This is a genomic window from Aliterella atlantica CENA595 (assembly GCF_000952155.1).
Classification (GTDB): domain Bacteria; phylum Cyanobacteriota; class Cyanobacteriia; order Cyanobacteriales; family Chroococcidiopsidaceae; genus Aliterella; species Aliterella atlantica.
Map to the genome: position 1 here is coordinate 157,830 of NZ_JYON01000006.1, position 15,852 is coordinate 173,681.

Consider the following 15,852-nt stretch of genomic DNA (forward strand, 5'->3'; position numbering starts at 1 on the left):
ATTTCAATTAAAACGTACGTTAGGAACCAGCGAGGAAACTAGGTATAGGAGAGCCACCATTACGTCCAACAGCGACAATTTCTATCATGTCATCTGTAGCATTGCCCGTATTAGGATCTACATTCACACCTGTAGGAGCGCCTGGATGTCCGTTTGTCACCCACAATTGCGGGTGATCGAAAGGCGCTTTTTGTAGGCGAACGCGATCGTCAGTCAGAGATTTCATGAAAGCAACTAACGCCTCTTTAGCTTGTTCTACCTCTTGGGGAGTTTTGCCCAAAATTAGAGTAGACAATGGGCTAATCCTTCCTTCTTTACCAGCTATCGGCTGGAAGTCGCCGCCACGAGCATAAAAATCAACTAATTGGCGTAAAGTTAATTGACTGCCGTTGTGGAAGTAGGGCGCAGTTAGTTCTATATTACGCAGTGTAGGAGTTTTGAACGCTCCATCTACGCCAATGATGTCATTAGGATTCAAAGGTGGGTTCAAGGTTGGATCGCTAAAGCTTCCTTGTACGGCTAAACGTGCTGTAGAAAGTGGTTTGCCAAACGGATCGACATCACCTAAACCTATGTCGTCAAGAGTAGGTCTGACAGCAATATTGTTAAACCCGCGATCGAAAACATTTCCTTCGCGTCTTCTTAGAGGGCTTTTCGACACTTTACTTACTGAAGCATCAGTAAATTCTGTGCCGCTGTGACAGTTAATACATCTACCCCCACCATTTTTTTCATCTTGTCCGATAAAGATTTCTAAGCCTTTTTGCTGTTGAGCAGTCAAAGCGCTGTAATTTCCAGCTTGGAAGCGGTCAAAAGGACTATCCCCAGAAACTAACGTTGCTTCGTACAACTGCACCGCTAAACCAAAAAATAGCGGGAAGTTGTATTCCATCAATGTATATTCGTTAGTCGCTAAATTGCGATCGGGCTTTTTAACTACACTGCGGCTACCATCAGCAGCAATTTGAATCATGCGGTTAGATTTCCACCACTGCTCTTGAAATGCATCTTCGATCATCTTCTCGTAGGTATTCGTCTTCAACCCTGGTTGGGGTACTCTACTTAAGCTACCCAAAACGCTATCTTCAGGATGTACGATCTGTTTGCCTAAAGGTCTTAGCGCTCTTAGCTTTTTACCTAGTTTTCTGGGTAACTTCTTGCCTTTAAGCGCTTTATCTTTTTTATTGCGATCGCCAAACTTATCACCTACTTCCTGGAAAGTGCGACCGTCTGCTGATACTTCAAAAGAACTAATCGGCGGACCTACTGCTTGGGAAGCTAAAGAGGAATTTTTTAGGCTAACTTTGGTTTGTACCAGGTCGTTAGATTTGATTGCTTTGTAAACAAATGCATTTGGATCTCTCGATCCAAGCGGGTTTACACCATTAAAATCGTTTTGGGCGCGTCCATCCCAAAAATTGCGAAAATTGAATACAGCATTAATTACTGTGGGCGTATTGCGTGCAACTACTTGGCGCACGTTTACACCATTAATATTGAAAACTGGATCGGCTGCGGGTTTTACTATATCTACAGCCTGACCTGGGATAACATCCTCAAAAGTGCTTTTAGCAACACCTTGAGATGAAGTAATGTCGTTAACGTCAGAGATAACAGCAGAATTGCGATCGCTCGGATTTGCTAATTTGTGAAATGGGTAATCTCCAGGCTTAAGGGTGTAATTCCACCCACCTAGTTCAAGCTTTTGGTCTGGATTAGGAGTTCCATCAGCATTTACCCGCAATAAAGCTGGAGCAAGTTGGTTTTTTGCTCTACTATCTGCACCAGCATTGAAGTGACAGCTAGCACAAGATTGAATCCCATCGCTACCAACTTGCATATCCCAAAATAAAGCTTTACCAAGGGCGATCGCTGGTGCTTTATTTACCAGTCCAGTTTTTTTGTCTGTAACTAGGAATTCATTGAGATTATCAGGTTCGGGAACTGGTACGCTACTCAACGGACCAAGTGTTAGCAACGCTGGTGGGGGAGTTGCTATTTGTGCTGACACTGAATGCCCCGCTACAATTGCTACAGTAACCAACACAGCTACGGTAATTGTTCTGTTTATTTTACTCAACAGACCACTTATAAATTGCGTAAATTTAACTACGCTGTTAGGGACGAATTGAGTAACTTGTTGTATTATTTTAAACAAGTTGATTGTTAGCATAATAAAGACAAAAGCCGTTAAACTTCTCACTCCAGCTTAGGGTTGACTAAATTTTAAACAGATGAATTGTGACGTTGGCTGTTTAAACCATCACTTTTCTGTGTAACTTTGTTTGTTTTCAGTTTTTTATCATGCTCTCAGTTGAGTAAATTTGTATAAAAAGTATCTACCCTTATCCATTATTAAGTCAATCAGGTATTAATTTTTCTACCTGTAGATAGAAGACAAAAGCCGATTTAGCAGTAAAAAATACGCGAACGATTATCTGTAATAAATTACAGCAAGAACTATTTATCGAAACTAAACTGGCAAATTCGTGTTTTTGCACTCCCGCCAATTTTTAGACGTAGCAGTGCTATGTCTGTACATCACTTGTCTCCCCTATTGGTAACTCTTAACTAACCCATAGGTTTTTCAATAAAACTTTACAAGGTACTCATGTGACAATAGAGTTAGTTGCTAAGGAGACGACTAAATGGTAGCGCTCACTGATAGAGACCAAAAGCGGTTAACCATACAAACTGCCGACATTGCTCCCGATACGACAGCGATTCGCTCCTTAGACTGGGATCGCGATCGCTTTGACATTGAATTCGGCTTGCAAAATGGTACTACATACAACTCTTTTATCATTCGGGGTGAAAAAACAGCTTTAGTCGATACGTCCCATGAAAAGTTCCGTAAGTTGTATTTAGATACTCTGAGCGGACTTATCGATCCATTAGATATTGATTACATCGTTATCAGCCATACAGAGCCAGATCACAGCGGACTTGTCAAAGATATTCTGCAACGAAATCCTGAAATTACAGTAGTAGGCTCAAAAGTAGCATTGCAGTTTCTCGACGACATGGTGCATCAGCCGTTCAAACGGCAAATTGTGAAAAATGGCGATCGCTTAGATTTAGGTAACGGACACGAATTAGAATTTGTCAGCGCTCCTAACTTGCATTGGCCCGATACTATGTTTAGTTATGACAGCAAAACCCAAATTCTCTACACCTGCGACGCTTTTGGCTTGCATTACTGCGACGAATACACCTTTGATGAAGATTTAGGCGCAATTGAAGCAGATTTTCGCTTTTATTATGATTGCTTAATGGCTCCTAACGCTCGTTCGGTACTATCAGCGATGAAGCGGATGGACGAACTAGGGACAATTAGCACCGTTGCTACAGGTCACGGTCCATTATTGCAGCACAACGTAGCAGAACTAACCAAACGTTACCGCGTTTGGAGTCAAACTAAAGCCAAGGCTGAAACGACTGTTGCCTTATTCTATATATCCGATTACGGGTATAGCGATCGCTTGTCGCAATCTATAGCTAGCGGGATTAACAAAACTGGCGTAGCTGTAGAAATGGTAGATTTGCGCTCGGCGGATTTACAAGAAGTGCAAGAACTTGTCAGCCGTAGTGCAGCAATTGTCTTAGGAATGCCATCAAGTTCGGCTACTAACGCTAGAACAGTTTTAAGTACCGTTTTAGCAGCAGCTAAAGGAAAGCAAGCGATCGGTTTGTACGAGTCTGGCGGCGGCGATGACGAACCCATCGATCCATTGCAAAGTAAATTTATCGATCTAGGCTTAACAGCAGCTTTTACAGCAATTCGGATCAAAGAAACCCCCACCGAAAGCACCTATAAACTGTGCGAAGAAGCAGGGACAGACTTAGGACAATGGCTGACACGCGATCGCAGTATCAAAGAAATTAAAGCCATTGACACTAACCTAGAAAAAGCGCTAGGACGAATTAGTAGCGGGCTTTACATCATTACAGCCCAAAAAGGCGATCTTACTAGCGCCATGCTTGCCTCATGGGTAACTCAAGCTAGTTTTGAACCCTTGGGACTTACAATTGCTGTCGCCAAAGATAGAGCTATTGAATCATTGATGCAAGTAGGCGATCGCTTTGTCCTCAACGTCTTAGAAGAAGGCAATCACCTCCACTTGATGAAACACTTCCTCAAGCGTTTCCCGCCTGGTGCTGACCGTTTTGCTGGGATTAAGACTCAAAGTGCTGAAAATGGTTCGCCAATTCTTACAGATGCTTTAGCTTACCTTGAATGCGAAGTTACTACTCGCATGGAAGCTAGCGATCACTGGATAGTTTACAGCACAGTTCAAAATGGTCGCGTATCCAAGCCTGACGCGCTTACTGCCGTTCACCATCGGAAGGTAGCAAACTACTATTAACAGTGACCAGTTACCAGTGACCAGTGACCAGTTAAGAAACAGTAACTAGCCAGTGTCAATTGTCTGAATGATTAACTATCTCATCAGCAGTTATTAGTTATCAGCACTTAGACAAGAGTGTTGTCCTATTTCTCTTCTACCTGGTCACTGTTTACTGATTACTGGTCACTGTTAGGTCCTGGTCGCTATATTACAGTTATTAGTTTTTCCAATAACTAACTACTTGAGCTATAAGGTTAAGTAAAGTAAAGTAAAGTTAACTAAACCGAGCCAAGTAGGAGTAGCTAAAAATGCAAGATTCATACGATAACCCCTCAAGTAACTGGTATATATGGTTCAATAAAAGCCGTATTGTCCGCGCTTTAGAAACGATTCAAGACTTGATTGTAGTTTCGCTTTGCATCGGTCTATTCAGCGTCATGGTTATCCAATTGCGAGCAATGTTTATCTCGTTGTTGCCGCCTTTAAACTTTAAAGCTGTAACCTCAGATATATTGTTCCTGTTGATTTTGGTCGAGTTGTTTCGCCTATTGATTATCTACCTGCAAGAACAACGAGTTTCGATTGGGGTAGCTGTAGAAGTATCAATCGTTTCCGCCTTAAGAGAAGTCATTGTTAGAGGCGTATTAGAAACACCTTGGAGTCAGATTTTATCAACTTGTGCATTTTTGCTAGTTATGGGCGCACTTTTAATAGTTCGAGTTTGGATACCGCCTACATTTAGTGGTATCGACCCCGAACGCCGCCTGTCTAAAAATAGACAACAAGTAGCTAACTTGACTAATTCCCAGCACGTAGAATCTCAGCCACTTAATTAATAAAATTCATGCCAGAAACTAAAAAACGAGATGTTCAAGTATTACCTATCGCCGCAGATACAACCGTAATGCGATCGCGTAGTTGGACTCGTCTGCGCTTTGAAATTGAGTATGCTTTAGCTAGAGGTACAACTGCTAACTCCTACCTGATTCGCGGCGATAAGCTAGCGCTATTCGATCCCCCAGGCGAGACGTTTACGCAAATCTACCTTACAGCCTTACAACAAAGGTTCGATGTAGAACTGGTAGATTACGTCATTTTAGGTCACGTCAACCCGAACCGCGCAGTTACGCTCAAAGCTTTACTGAAACTAGCACCGCAGATTACTTTTGTTACCTCTAACCCTGGTGCAATTAACTTGCGTGCAGCACTGCCAGATACAGAGTTAAATATATTAGTAGTCAAGGGAGAAGAAACCCTAGATTTAGGTAAAGGGCATCATCTACAATTTATTCCTACTCCTAACCCCCGCTTTCCCGACCAACTTTGTACCTACGATCCGCAAACAGAAATTCTCTATACAGATAAGTTATTTGGCGCTCATTTCTGCGGCGATCAAGTGTTTGACGAAGGGTGGGAAGTATTTAATGAAGACAGGCGCTATTACTTTGACTGTCTGATGGCTCCTAATGCTCGGCAAATAGAAACAGCTTTAGATAAGTTAGCACCTTTCCCAGTCAGACTATATGCTACAGGTCACGGTCCATTGGTACGTTATGCCTTATTGGAATTAACCCAAGCTTATCGCACCTGGAGCAAAAAACAAACTACTCAAGATACAACAGTAGCTCTACTATATGCTTCAGCTTACGGCAATACGGCAACATTAGCCCAAGCGATCGCGCGGGGAATTACCAAAGCTGGTGTTGGCGTAGAAGCAATTAACTGTGAAGTAGCCGAACCTACCGAAATTCAAGCTGCTGTAGAGAAAGCCGCTGGATTTATTATCGGTTCGCCGACATTAGGCGGTCATATGCCTACACCCGTTCAAACTGCTTTGGGTATTGTCCTATCTACTGCTACTAATAGTAAATTAGCTGGGGTGTTTGGCTCTTTTGGTTGGAGTGGCGAAGCGATTGATTTACTAGAAAGCAAACTTCGCAATGCAGGCTACCGCTTTGGTTTTGAGACTTTGCGCGTTAAGTTCAAACCTAACGATGTGACGCTCAAACTGTGTGAAGAAGCTGGAACGGATTTTGCTCAAGCACTGAAAAAAGCCAAAAAAGTGCGATCGCCAAGACAACCAGCTACTAATGTAGAACAAGCTGTAGGTCGTCTGGTTGGTTCTTTATGCGTTGTTACTTCCAAGCAAGAAGAAGTTTCCAGCGCTATGTTAGCTTCGTGGGTTTCGCAAGCAACTTTCAACCCTCCTGGTTTAACTGTTGCTGTTGCCAAAGATCGGGCGATTGAGTCTTTAATGTACCCAGGTAGTCATTTTGTTTTGAATATCTTAGGCGAAGGCAAACATTTAGGCTTGATGAAACATTTTCTCAAACCTTTTACTCCTGGCGAAGATAGATTTGTCGGTATTGATACCGAAACAGCCGATAATGGTTCGCCTATCCTCAGCGATGCACTTGCCTATGTTGAATGTTCTGTAGATAACCGCATGGAAGCAGGCGATCATTGGATAGTCTACGCAGTTGTCAATAATGGCAAACTAATGCAATCAGATACAGTTACCGCCATACATCATCGCAAGTCAGGAACTCATTATTAGCAACAAGAGGCGTTCTTTAACTCGAACGTCTCTAACTTAGACGCTTTTCTAAATACTGCCCGATCATCTGCTGTTCGCCAGCGCGGGAAATAATTGTTTGTCTGGTGCGGTAATTTGTACCGACAAGCTTTAATTCTTCCTCAAAAACTGAGCCGTTGTACTCAGTCCGCAAGCACATAGTTTGGTCGTTGGTAAAATAATATTCGGCTGTTACAGGTTTGGGCGTTGCAAAACCGCGATCGCGGTACAATGTATTTCCCGCTACTCCAAACAATGTAGAACCTTTAGATTGCTTTTTCCCGGATACGGAATCTTTGCTATCCCAACTAACTTCAGCACCGCAACTCAGGATTTGGGGATCGTCTAATCCGTGTAACTGCGCTAGCTTAATTAACTCTTCGCACCCAGGCGGCAAAAAACGAATGGCAATGCTACTAACCATTTCCTTTGTTTCTCCATCTGGCAAAGTGTAGTAGCGTCTTTCCGAGCGCCATTTACCCTCTGAAGCTTGGAAAAATTTAGCAACTTTTAGAGGTGCGTCTATGCTTTGAGCTAATTGTAAGCGTGCTGTCACAATTACCGATCCTTAGTATGAGGTTGTCGAACTAACAAATGCGACTTTAGGCAAGTCATTGTTAACATTCTTAATATTATTTGCCCGATCCTAACACAACATCTAGTAAAAGTAGTAGCTATGCGCTACAAAATAAATCTGTAGGTTGCGTTGCTCAGATAACACACATTACTAGACTTATCAGTAGTTATCGATTTACAATTGATGATTGTGAGTTTTTTAAACGACCATGAACGCTCAAGAGATAATCCGCTCGATTGAAGCGGAACAGAAGAAATCAAATCTGCCTGACATCTATGTTGGCGACACAGTTAGAGTTGGTGTAATCATCCAAGAAGGAGAAAAAGGCAAAGAAAGAACCCGCACCCAGCCTTATGAAGGCGTAGTAATTGCCATGCGTAATGGTGGCATCAATGAAACTATTACTGTGAGGAGAATCTTTCAAGGCGTAGGTGTAGAGAGAGTATTTTTAGTTCATTCTCCACGTATTGAAAGCATCAAAGTATTGCGTCGGGGTAAAGTGCGCCGCGCTAAACTTTATTATTTGCGCGATCGCGTCGGCAAAGCAACTCGGATTAAGCAAAGATTCGACCGCTCTTTATAAGCAAAATAGATTTAAAGACGTTGCAGGCAACGTCTATCCTAAATTTATTTAATAGTGTGATATAATCATTAATCTGCACGTCGATGAGTAACGCGCAAAAGACGGTAGTAGGTGTTGATAGTAAAAATCGACAGCTAGCTTAAAACATACGTGCGCTCTTAGTTCAGTGGTAGAACGTCGGTCTCCAAAACCGGATGTCGGGGGTTCAAGTCCTCCAGGGCGCGCTCTATATCAAGACTTCTGCCCGAAAGCAGTGTCAGACGCTCAAAAAGCGAGGAAACATCAGCTTCGGGTAGAATTATTTGCGGTCGGTTGTCTCAATAGCACTTTTGAGGCTCCGAGGCAGTAGATAATATAAAAATAGCTGCCATTGCAATGTCAAAAGGAGAGATAAGCCATCGTGAATAAAAAAAACGAAGCTGAAATACAGCAAAGCTCAGGATTTAGTGCCGGAAAATTTTTTCAAGGCACAAAAGAAGAACTAGATAAAGTAGTATGGCCCAGTCGCCAACAGTTAATCAGCGAATCTGTTGCCGTACTGCTAATGGTGACATTATCTGCTGGATTAATTTATCTTGTAGATGGCTTATTTAATTGGGCATCGCAACAAGTCTTCAGAACGCAACCACCAATAACAGTTGGCATAATTCATTTTGTAAATGACTTATTTGCTTGGGCAACAACTCAGGTACTCTAATGAACTTTGCAACAGACGAAACACCTAATATAGACTCTATAGAAGCAGATGAGGCAGATAACGATAACATTGCCTCAAAAACATCAGGGCGCTGGTACGCAGTGCAGGTAGCTTCTGGCTGCGAAAAAAAGGTAAAAGCCGACCTAGAGCAACGCACGCAAACATTAGATGTTGCCGACAAAATATTGCAAATAGAAATTCCCCAAACTCCGTCAGTCAAAATCCGCAAAGATGGCAGCAGACAAAACAGCGCCGAAAAAGTTTTTCCTGGTTACGTGCTGATCAAATTGAGGCGGTGGCAAGATACAGAAACCGGAGAGTGGAAAATCTACGACGAAGCTTGGCAGGTAATAAAAAATACATCCCACGTAATTAACTTCGTGGGAGCCGAGCAAAGACGAGGTACGGGTAGAGGGCGCGGTCACGTCAAACCCTTACCCTTAAGCGGTGCTGAGGTAGAGCGGATCTTCAAGCAGACCAGCGAACAAGAGCCAGTAGTCAAAATTGATATGGCTGCGGGAGACAAAATTATCGTTCTTTCAGGTCCATTTAAAGACTTTGAAGGTGAGGTAGTAGAAGTTAGTCCCGAAAGAAGCAAGCTTAAGGCGCTATTATCGATCTTTGGGCGAGATACGCCAGTAGAATTGGAATTCAATCAGGTAGAAAAACAAGGCTAAGACAAAAAAATGGCGAAGAAAGTAGTAGCAATAATTAAACTGGCGCTTAATGCTGGTAAAGCCAACCCAGCACCGCCAGTAGGTCCAGCTTTGGGTCAGCACGGCGTAAATATCATGATGTTCTGCAAAGAATACAACGCCAAAACTGAAGGACAAGCTGGAATGGTCATTCCAGTAGAGATATCGGTATTTGAAGACCGGAGTTTTACATTCGTACTAAAAACTCCTCCAGCGTCAGTATTGATTCGCAAAGCTGCGGGGATAGAAAGAGGTTCAAACGAGCCAAACAAAAAGCGTGTAGGTTCAATTACCAAAGCGCAATTGCAAGAAATCGCTCAAACCAAACTGCCAGACCTTAATGCCAACGACATTGATGCAGCCATGAAAATTGTTGCAGGTACGGCGAAAAACATGGGAGTTGCGATCGCCGAGTAAAATCAGATAATCTAAAAACTACTAGAGGGGGAGAGGCACAGCTTCGCAAGTTACCCCAGGAGAGAAAAAATGCCAAAGAAAGTATCGCGCCGACTGCAAGAACTGCAAAAGAAAGTAGAAGATAAAACTTACGAACCCTTGGCAGCACTGCAATTGCTCAAAGAAACAGCAACAGCAAAATTCCCCGAAGCCGCAGAAGCGCACATCCGGCTAGGAATTGACCCCAAGTACACAGACCAGCAATTAAGAACAACCGTAGCATTGCCCAAAGGTACGGGGCAAACAATTCGAGTCGCGGTAATTGCTAGAGGCGAAAAAGTTGCCGAAGCAACAAATGCAGGCGCAGACGTAGTAGGTTCGGAAGAATTAATTGACGAAATCCAAAAAGGCATGATGGATTTTGACCTATTAATTGCCACTCCTGATGTCATGCCTCAAGTAGCAAAATTAGGACGCTTGCTCGGACCGCGCGGATTGATGCCTTCACCCAAAGGTGGAACGGTAACAACAGATGTCGCCGGAGCGATCGCCGAATTTAAAGCTGGTAAATTAGAATTTCGTGCCGATCGTACGGGCATAGTTCATGTTATGTTTGGCAAGGCATCTTTTGCACCAGAAGATTTGCTAACTAACTTGAAAGCATTGCAAGAAACAATCGACCGCAACCGCCCAGCGGGAGCAAAAGGACGCTATTGGCGGACAATGTATGTTTCTTCAACAATGGGACCATCCATTCAAGTTGATATCAATAGCCTGCGCGACATGAAGACAGACGTAGCCTAAATAGAGTTTTTAGAGCCTGAAGAGGTCTAAATTAGATACCCAAGAGAAAAACGAAAACTTCATAGCTAAAAGCCAGAGACAGCAGGAGCCATAGAGCTTAATACCCTGCCGAGGTTTATTGGAAAATGCGATCGCAACTTGAGTATATCTAAGTTGCTTGGCATCAAGAATAAATTGTCACTCGGCTGGGTTAGCCGAGTTTTTGTTTTTCTACTAGGTCAAAATTAAGGAGGTGACACAAGAATGGGTAAAAGTCTAGCAGATAAACAAGAGATGGTAGCTGTACTCAAAGAAGATTTGAGCGCAGCCCAACTAGCACTTGTAATCGATTACAAAGGGCTAACAGTTGCCGAAATTACCGACCTACGGCGGCGCTTGCGTCCTACTGGTACGGTTTGCCAAGTAACCAAAAATACGCTCATGGGTATCGCCATTGACGGTCAAGATAATTGGCAGCCAATGACCGAACTACTCAAAGGTTCTTCAGCCTTTTTGTTAGTCAAAGAGGATATCTCAGGAGCAATTAAGGCTTACCAAGATTTCCAAAAAGCTAGTAAAAAGACCGAACTGCGCGGCGGCGTAATGGAAGGTCGTCTGCTCAAAGAAGCAGATGTTAAAGCCATTGGCGATTTACCGTCAAAAGAGCAGCTTATCGCTCAAATTGCTGGTGCTATCAACGGCGTAGCAACGAAGTTGGCAGTAAGTATCAACGAAGTTCCAGCTTCACTAGGTCGCTGCGTTCAAGCAATATCTGACAAAGACCAAGCAGATAACGCTGAAACAGAGACAGCAGCATAACAGCTTTCTCGTTCAAGTTAAAAGTAAATTACAGGAGTTATAACCATGTCTGCTACAACCGATCAAATTCTCGAACAACTAAAAACTCTAACTTTGCTAGAGGCTTCTGAGTTAGTTAAGCAAATTGAAGAAGCCTTTGGCGTAAGTGCAGCAGCACCCGCAGGTGGCATGATGATGATGGCTCCTGGTGCTGGTGCAGCCGCTCCCGCAGAAGCCGTTGAAGAGCAAACTGAGTTTGATGCAATTCTAGAAGATGTTCCAGCCGATAAGAAGATTGCTGTACTCAAAGTAGTACGGACTTTGACTGGCTTAGGTCTAAAGGAAGCAAAAGACTTAGTAGAATCTACTCCCAAGCCAGTTAAAGAAGCTGTTGCTAAAGATGTAGCTGAAGATGCTAAGAAGCAATTAGAAGAAGCTGGCGCGAAAGTATCTATTAAGTAGTTCTTGGCGCTATAAATTAACTAGGGAGCTTGAATATAAGCTCCCTTTTTTTGATTTAACATTTACCAATCAAGATAGTTGGGTTTAAGTCTCTACTATAGCCCGGTAACTGGTCACTGGTCACTGTTTTAATGCAAGTCTGCATCCCACACGCCGATGTAAATACGATCGCGCTCGTTTCTTTCGATCGTCCCTTCTAAGTTACCAGTGTTAAAAGAGTAATTGTTAGTGCGGCGCGATCGCACTTGTTGCAAACCTTGAATAATATTATCTGTGATGCGATCGCCTAACATTCCCCTCAAGGTTGCTTGCATTTGTTCTAGTTCTACAGATTGAGCAAAGGCTACTTCTGTCTGGCGAATTTGCCCAGAATTGCGATCGTACAAATAGCCTAATGTAATGCGCTCTGGTTCGACTTCATAAATAACAGCGCGAGTATTGCCCCAAACTCCTCTACTTGTTCTGTCTGGGTTGCCTAATGCTGCTCTTACTCTACTTTCAGAAGTTCCTGGCGGAAAGCCTATGACATTTGCTTGGGTAGAATTGCTAGGTTCAACTTGATTAGTTTCTGCTGGCGCTGGTGGAGATGTAGGTGCAGTAACTTCGTTTTCTGGTTGTGAAGTTGGGGATGTCGGTGCAGTAATTTCGTTGTCTGGTTGTGGAGTTGGGGATGTAGGCGCTGTAGCTTCGTTGTCTGTCTGAGGCGAATTATCTGTTGTTGGAGCAACTGGCGATGCTGTACCTTCTGGTGTTGAAGTTGGTGAATTGGTTATTTCTGATGATTGCGGTACTCGATCTTGCCCGAAACCAATAAATAGAGCAACAGCTAATAAGCTACCTGTTAGCAGACTACCAATTAGTAAATTCTTTAGCAAATTTCCTTTATTTGCAGGCTGTGCGATCGCTTTTGCAGGTTTTTGGGGCGAAAATACTGTCGGTGACTCACTACTTGCAGCATTAGGCGCTACTGCAACGGTTGCTTGAGTTACTATTTGAGGCTTGACAGGAACAGGACTAATTGACTGCAAAGCTTCTAACATCTTCTGGGCTGTAGTATAGCGATCGCGCGGATGATAGGTAATAGCACGATCTAAGATAGCGATTAAATCTTTGCTGATATCTTCTACATACTCGTGCCACAAAACTTCGCCTGTTTCCGAGTCTAAATTCAACTCTTGGGGGTGCCTACCTGTAAGCATATAAATTGCTGTCAAGCCCAAACTATAAAGATCGCTAGCATAAATTGGTCTACCTGCAGCTTGTTCGGGAGCCATAAAACCAGGTGTACCGACAATAATTGAGCGATCGGTTTTGCCTTGAGAGTTAATTACTGTAGCGACAGTTTCTTTAACTGCACCAAAATCAATTAAAACTGGCTCGTTATTCGAGCTACGCAAAATAATATTATCCGGTTTAATATCGCGGTGAATAATGCCTGCACTATGCACGCGATCTAATACGCACAATAAACTTACCAAAATATTTTGCACATCTATTTCGCTCATTTTGCCTGTAGCTGTAACAATATCTGTCAAAGTCGGACCTTGAATCCACTCTTGAACGAGATAAAACTGCTCGTTTTCGGCAAAATAGGCATATAGCTTGGGAATTTGAACGTTAACTTCACCTAGCTTCTCTAGAGTTGCTGCCTCGCGTTGAAATCTCTCTTGTTGAAACTTTTGTTGCACCACTTGATGCATTTGCTGGTTCTCATCGCTTGGTTTTAGCTGCTTAATTACACAACGGCGATGAGAAGGCAAGTAGGTATCTTCTGCTAGGAATGTTTCGCCAAACCCACCATGTCCCAAAACCTGAATAATTTGATACCGCCCGTTTAGCGTTGTCATCATTTCATAGTAAAACTAGCGCTGCTTACGTCTCAGACTTTGGTCTATGCACCTAGATCGATATATATCATTTGTCTTGTAGTGTAGCCGACTACCTTACGATTGAAGTTAATAATATTTATCAGCGAATCAATACTTGCACTTGAGTACCTAATTTTAATTGCAACTGACGGCAAGCGTTGCCATTAGCGATCGCAATTTCTACATATCCGTGACTGCCAACTAAAGCGATCGCATTTCCAGCTACTACATCGCTATAAGTATTGCTTCCTGGAATATGTAGCCCGTTTACTATCACGTTCCAGTGTTGTTGCACGTAGCTGCCTGAAATATTAGTAATCGAATTACCAAAACCATCTATATATTGAATGCAACCATATATGATTGATGGCGTTATCCTTACTGGTGCTACATCCAATTGCACTAAAGTATTAACATCTATATTTTCCCCTAACTGAGTAAGATTGGCTCCACTAGCTAAATGCGCTCCTACAGGGGCAAAAATATCTCTACCATGAAATGTATTACTAAGTGCAGTGGTACGCCAATATTGAGGATTAGTTAATTCTACGGCTGCAAATGCAGGGCTTTGACTGAGTACGCCACTAAATAGCCCGTTATCTGGACCTACCAAATAACCTTGAGCAAATTCTACCGCGATCGCTCGCCTGGTGCTGCCAACTCCTGGATCTACTACCGCTATATGAACGGTTCCACTAGGGAAGTAAGCATAAGCATTCATCAAGCAAAACCTAGCTGCGGCAATACTTTGAGGTGGGATTTGGTGCGTCAAATCTATGACGTTTAAGGCTGGATTGATTTGGGCGATCGCGCCTTTGATTACACCTACATATACATCACTTAAGCCAAAATCGCTCAAAAGAGTCAAGATTCCGTTCGGCTGCATTGCTCTACCTTGAGACAGACACTTTATTCCTTAAGAAATATTTTAGGTATTTCTGTAACCATTGTTACTAAAGAAGTGTTATGTTAGAATAACAAAACAAAATAACTAATTAAATAAATAAGTAATCGTCATGAATAGAAATAAACAACAAGCCGCCAAGCAAGCCGCTGATGCTCACCGCGTAAATATCCAAAGAAGTATAGAGCATCGCCTTCAAGTTGCTAGAGCTAATGGAGACGAACAGCTAGTTCGCCAACTAGAAGCAGAAATGAGCTATTTCAACTAAGAACGAAATAAATAATTTTTCATAAACATCCTCTCAGACGCAGTCACGAAAGTCTGAGAGGATGTTTGTTTTTGTAATAGTAATGGCACAACTAGAAAGGGGAACAGATTTGGCGCTGTTTGATGTCGTAGTTATACTGGTGAAAACTCTGTACTTAAAATTACATCTACTGAGTTAAAGAGGAATTTATAGATGGCACAACTGATAATTGCACTCAAAATTCTGTGGTGGATTTTACGTCGTAACGTCCGTCGGATAATTTGGAATTTATTTTTGGCATTTATTCCCTTAGTTTTGAGTTTTTGGTTATTTCGCGGCAGGCGATCGCGTTCTTTTACTTGGTGGCTAGGATTTGTAGTATTCTTTGCTTTCTTACCTAACGCACCTTATATATTGACTGATATTATTCATCTAATTAACGACGTGCGGGCTGTGCGATCGGTTTGGATAGTTACTTTAGTTGTATTTCCCTTACATATACTGTTTATTGCCTCTGGGTTTGAAGCCTATGTTTTGTCTTTGCTCAACATGGGTTACTACTTATATCGCATTGGCAAAAGTCAGTGGATTTTAGCTGCGGAGTTAACGACTCATGCTTTATGTGCGGTTGGTATTTACCTAGGCAGGTTTCCGCGCTTCAATACTTGGGATATAATCACCCAACCAGATGTTTTAGTAGAAACTGTAATTGATGATGTTACAGGTAAAGTCCCATTAGTAATTATTTGTCTCACATTCATAATCACTACAATTTTGTACTGGCTGGTTAAGCAAGTAACTTTAGCTGCGATCTGGCAGCGAGATGCAAGTATTTTTCCTCAACATCTTAGCGATCGGTCAAACTTCCCTCAAACCAAATACTAAATACAATTACAATAAATCGGTATTAATAATAAG

General features: G+C 42.5%; 15 protein-coding genes, 1 tRNA gene, 1 pseudogene and 1 other annotated feature. Of the genes and pseudogenes, 13 read left to right on the forward strand and 4 right to left on the reverse strand.

What is annotated here, in order from left to right; all coding sequences use genetic code 11:
* Positions 1–19: 19 nt before the first annotated feature.
* On the reverse strand, positions 20–2,011 hold the full coding sequence (locus UH38_RS07895; RefSeq protein ID WP_235355128.1) for a cytochrome-c peroxidase: 1,992 nt from the start codon (positions 2,009–2,011) through the stop codon (positions 20–22).
* A 637-nt stretch (positions 2,012–2,648) separates the two neighbouring features.
* Here UH38_RS07895 and UH38_RS07900 point away from each other — a divergent pair.
* From UH38_RS07900 to UH38_RS07910, 3 genes are all read left to right on the forward strand, one after another.
* Positions 2,649–4,367, forward strand: a complete 1,719-nt coding sequence (locus tag UH38_RS07900) for a diflavin flavoprotein (protein WP_045054089.1) — start codon at positions 2,649–2,651, stop codon at positions 4,365–4,367.
* Positions 4,368–4,657: 290 nt separating this feature from the next.
* Positions 4,658–5,185, forward strand: a complete 528-nt coding sequence (locus tag UH38_RS07905; RefSeq protein WP_045054090.1) for a phosphate-starvation-inducible PsiE family protein — start codon at positions 4,658–4,660, stop codon at positions 5,183–5,185.
* Between the two features lie 8 nt (positions 5,186–5,193).
* Complete coding sequence (locus UH38_RS07910) at positions 5,194–6,906, forward strand: diflavin flavoprotein (RefSeq protein WP_045054091.1); 1,713 nt, start codon at positions 5,194–5,196, stop codon at positions 6,904–6,906.
* A 31-nt stretch (positions 6,907–6,937) separates the two neighbouring features.
* On the opposite strand, the gene UH38_RS07915 is transcribed toward UH38_RS07910, so the two are convergent.
* Positions 6,938–7,480 (reverse strand): phycobiliprotein lyase, encoded by a 543-nt coding sequence (locus tag UH38_RS07915; protein ID WP_045054092.1) that lies wholly within the window; start codon positions 7,478–7,480, stop codon positions 6,938–6,940.
* Between the two features lie 229 nt (positions 7,481–7,709).
* Between UH38_RS07915 and rplS the strand changes: the two genes are divergently transcribed.
* The 8 genes and pseudogenes from rplS to rplL all read left to right on the forward strand — a co-directional run bounded on the left by rplS (position 7,710) and on the right by rplL (position 11,915).
* Positions 7,710–8,084: a 50S ribosomal protein L19 gene (gene rplS, locus UH38_RS07920; RefSeq protein ID WP_045054093.1), complete on the forward strand. Its 375-nt coding sequence runs from the start codon at positions 7,710–7,712 to the stop codon at positions 8,082–8,084.
* 152 nt (positions 8,085–8,236) lie between these two features.
* Positions 8,237–8,308 (forward strand) — tRNA-Trp (locus UH38_RS07925).
* Between the two features lie 176 nt (positions 8,309–8,484).
* A pseudogene (gene secE / locus UH38_RS07930) lies at positions 8,485–8,700 on the forward strand (preprotein translocase subunit SecE); the annotation flags it as partial.
* 80 nt (positions 8,701–8,780) lie between these two features.
* Positions 8,781–9,458 (forward strand): transcription termination/antitermination protein NusG, encoded by a 678-nt coding sequence (nusG, locus tag UH38_RS07935; RefSeq protein WP_045054094.1) that lies wholly within the window; start codon positions 8,781–8,783, stop codon positions 9,456–9,458.
* Positions 9,459–9,467: 9 nt separating this feature from the next.
* A complete protein-coding gene (gene rplK / locus UH38_RS07940; protein ID WP_045054095.1) occupies positions 9,468–9,893 on the forward strand; it encodes a 50S ribosomal protein L11 in 426 nt (141 codons plus the stop codon).
* Positions 9,894–9,962: 69 nt separating this feature from the next.
* Entirely contained in the window at positions 9,963–10,676 is a 714-nt protein-coding gene (gene rplA, locus UH38_RS07945; protein WP_045054096.1) for a 50S ribosomal protein L1, read from the forward strand.
* A 54-nt stretch (positions 10,677–10,730) separates the two neighbouring features.
* Positions 10,731–10,891 (forward strand) — a sequence feature (ribosomal protein L10 leader region).
* A 28-nt stretch (positions 10,892–10,919) separates the two neighbouring features.
* Positions 10,920–11,474 carry a 50S ribosomal protein L10 gene (gene rplJ / locus UH38_RS07950; protein ID WP_045054097.1) on the forward strand — a complete coding sequence of 185 codons (555 nt, stop codon included), beginning with the start codon at positions 10,920–10,922 and terminating at the stop codon, positions 11,472–11,474.
* A 45-nt stretch (positions 11,475–11,519) separates the two neighbouring features.
* Positions 11,520–11,915 carry a 50S ribosomal protein L7/L12 gene (gene rplL / locus UH38_RS07955; protein WP_045054098.1) on the forward strand — a complete coding sequence of 132 codons (396 nt, stop codon included), beginning with the start codon at positions 11,520–11,522 and terminating at the stop codon, positions 11,913–11,915.
* 128 nt (positions 11,916–12,043) lie between these two features.
* Here rplL and UH38_RS07960 read toward each other — a convergent pair whose 3' ends face one another.
* Complete coding sequence (locus UH38_RS07960) at positions 12,044–13,765, reverse strand: protein kinase domain-containing protein (RefSeq protein ID WP_045054099.1); 1,722 nt, start codon at positions 13,763–13,765, stop codon at positions 12,044–12,046.
* A gap of 118 nt (positions 13,766–13,883) precedes the next feature.
* A complete protein-coding gene (locus UH38_RS07965; protein ID WP_045054100.1) occupies positions 13,884–14,669 on the reverse strand; it encodes an SAM hydrolase/SAM-dependent halogenase family protein in 786 nt (261 codons plus the stop codon).
* 130 nt (positions 14,670–14,799) lie between these two features.
* Between UH38_RS07965 and pirA the strand changes: the two genes are divergently transcribed.
* Complete coding sequence (pirA, locus tag UH38_RS27135; RefSeq protein WP_200892346.1) at positions 14,800–14,955, forward strand: arginine synthesis PII-interacting regulator PirA; 156 nt, start codon at positions 14,800–14,802, stop codon at positions 14,953–14,955.
* Positions 14,956–15,147: 192 nt separating this feature from the next.
* Positions 15,148–15,819 (forward strand): DUF1361 domain-containing protein, encoded by a 672-nt coding sequence (locus tag UH38_RS07970; RefSeq protein WP_045054101.1) that lies wholly within the window; start codon positions 15,148–15,150, stop codon positions 15,817–15,819.
* Positions 15,820–15,852 lie beyond the last annotated feature (33 nt).

Coding starts and splice junctions, on each gene's coding strand:
- UH38_RS07900 (WP_045054089.1), top strand. CDS start 2,649: ATGGTAGCGCTCACTGATAGAGACCAAAAGCGGTTAACCATACAAACT.
- UH38_RS07905 (WP_045054090.1), top strand. CDS start 4,658: ATGCAAGATTCATACGATAACCCCTCAAGTAACTGGTATATATGGTTC.
- UH38_RS07910 (WP_045054091.1), top strand. CDS start 5,194: ATGCCAGAAACTAAAAAACGAGATGTTCAAGTATTACCTATCGCCGCA.
- rplS (WP_045054093.1), top strand. CDS start 7,710: ATGAACGCTCAAGAGATAATCCGCTCGATTGAAGCGGAACAGAAGAAA.
- nusG (WP_045054094.1), top strand. CDS start 8,781: ATGAACTTTGCAACAGACGAAACACCTAATATAGACTCTATAGAAGCA.
- rplK (WP_045054095.1), top strand. CDS start 9,468: ATGGCGAAGAAAGTAGTAGCAATAATTAAACTGGCGCTTAATGCTGGT.
- rplA (WP_045054096.1), top strand. CDS start 9,963: ATGCCAAAGAAAGTATCGCGCCGACTGCAAGAACTGCAAAAGAAAGTA.
- rplJ (WP_045054097.1), top strand. CDS start 10,920: ATGGGTAAAAGTCTAGCAGATAAACAAGAGATGGTAGCTGTACTCAAA.
- rplL (WP_045054098.1), top strand. CDS start 11,520: ATGTCTGCTACAACCGATCAAATTCTCGAACAACTAAAAACTCTAACT.
- UH38_RS07960 (WP_045054099.1), bottom strand. CDS start 13,765: ATGATGACAACGCTAAACGGGCGGTATCAAATTATTCAGGTTTTGGGA.
- UH38_RS07965 (WP_045054100.1), bottom strand. CDS start 14,669: ATGCAGCCGAACGGAATCTTGACTCTTTTGAGCGATTTTGGCTTAAGT.
- pirA (WP_200892346.1), top strand. CDS start 14,800: ATGAATAGAAATAAACAACAAGCCGCCAAGCAAGCCGCTGATGCTCAC.
- UH38_RS07970 (WP_045054101.1), top strand. CDS start 15,148: ATGGCACAACTGATAATTGCACTCAAAATTCTGTGGTGGATTTTACGT.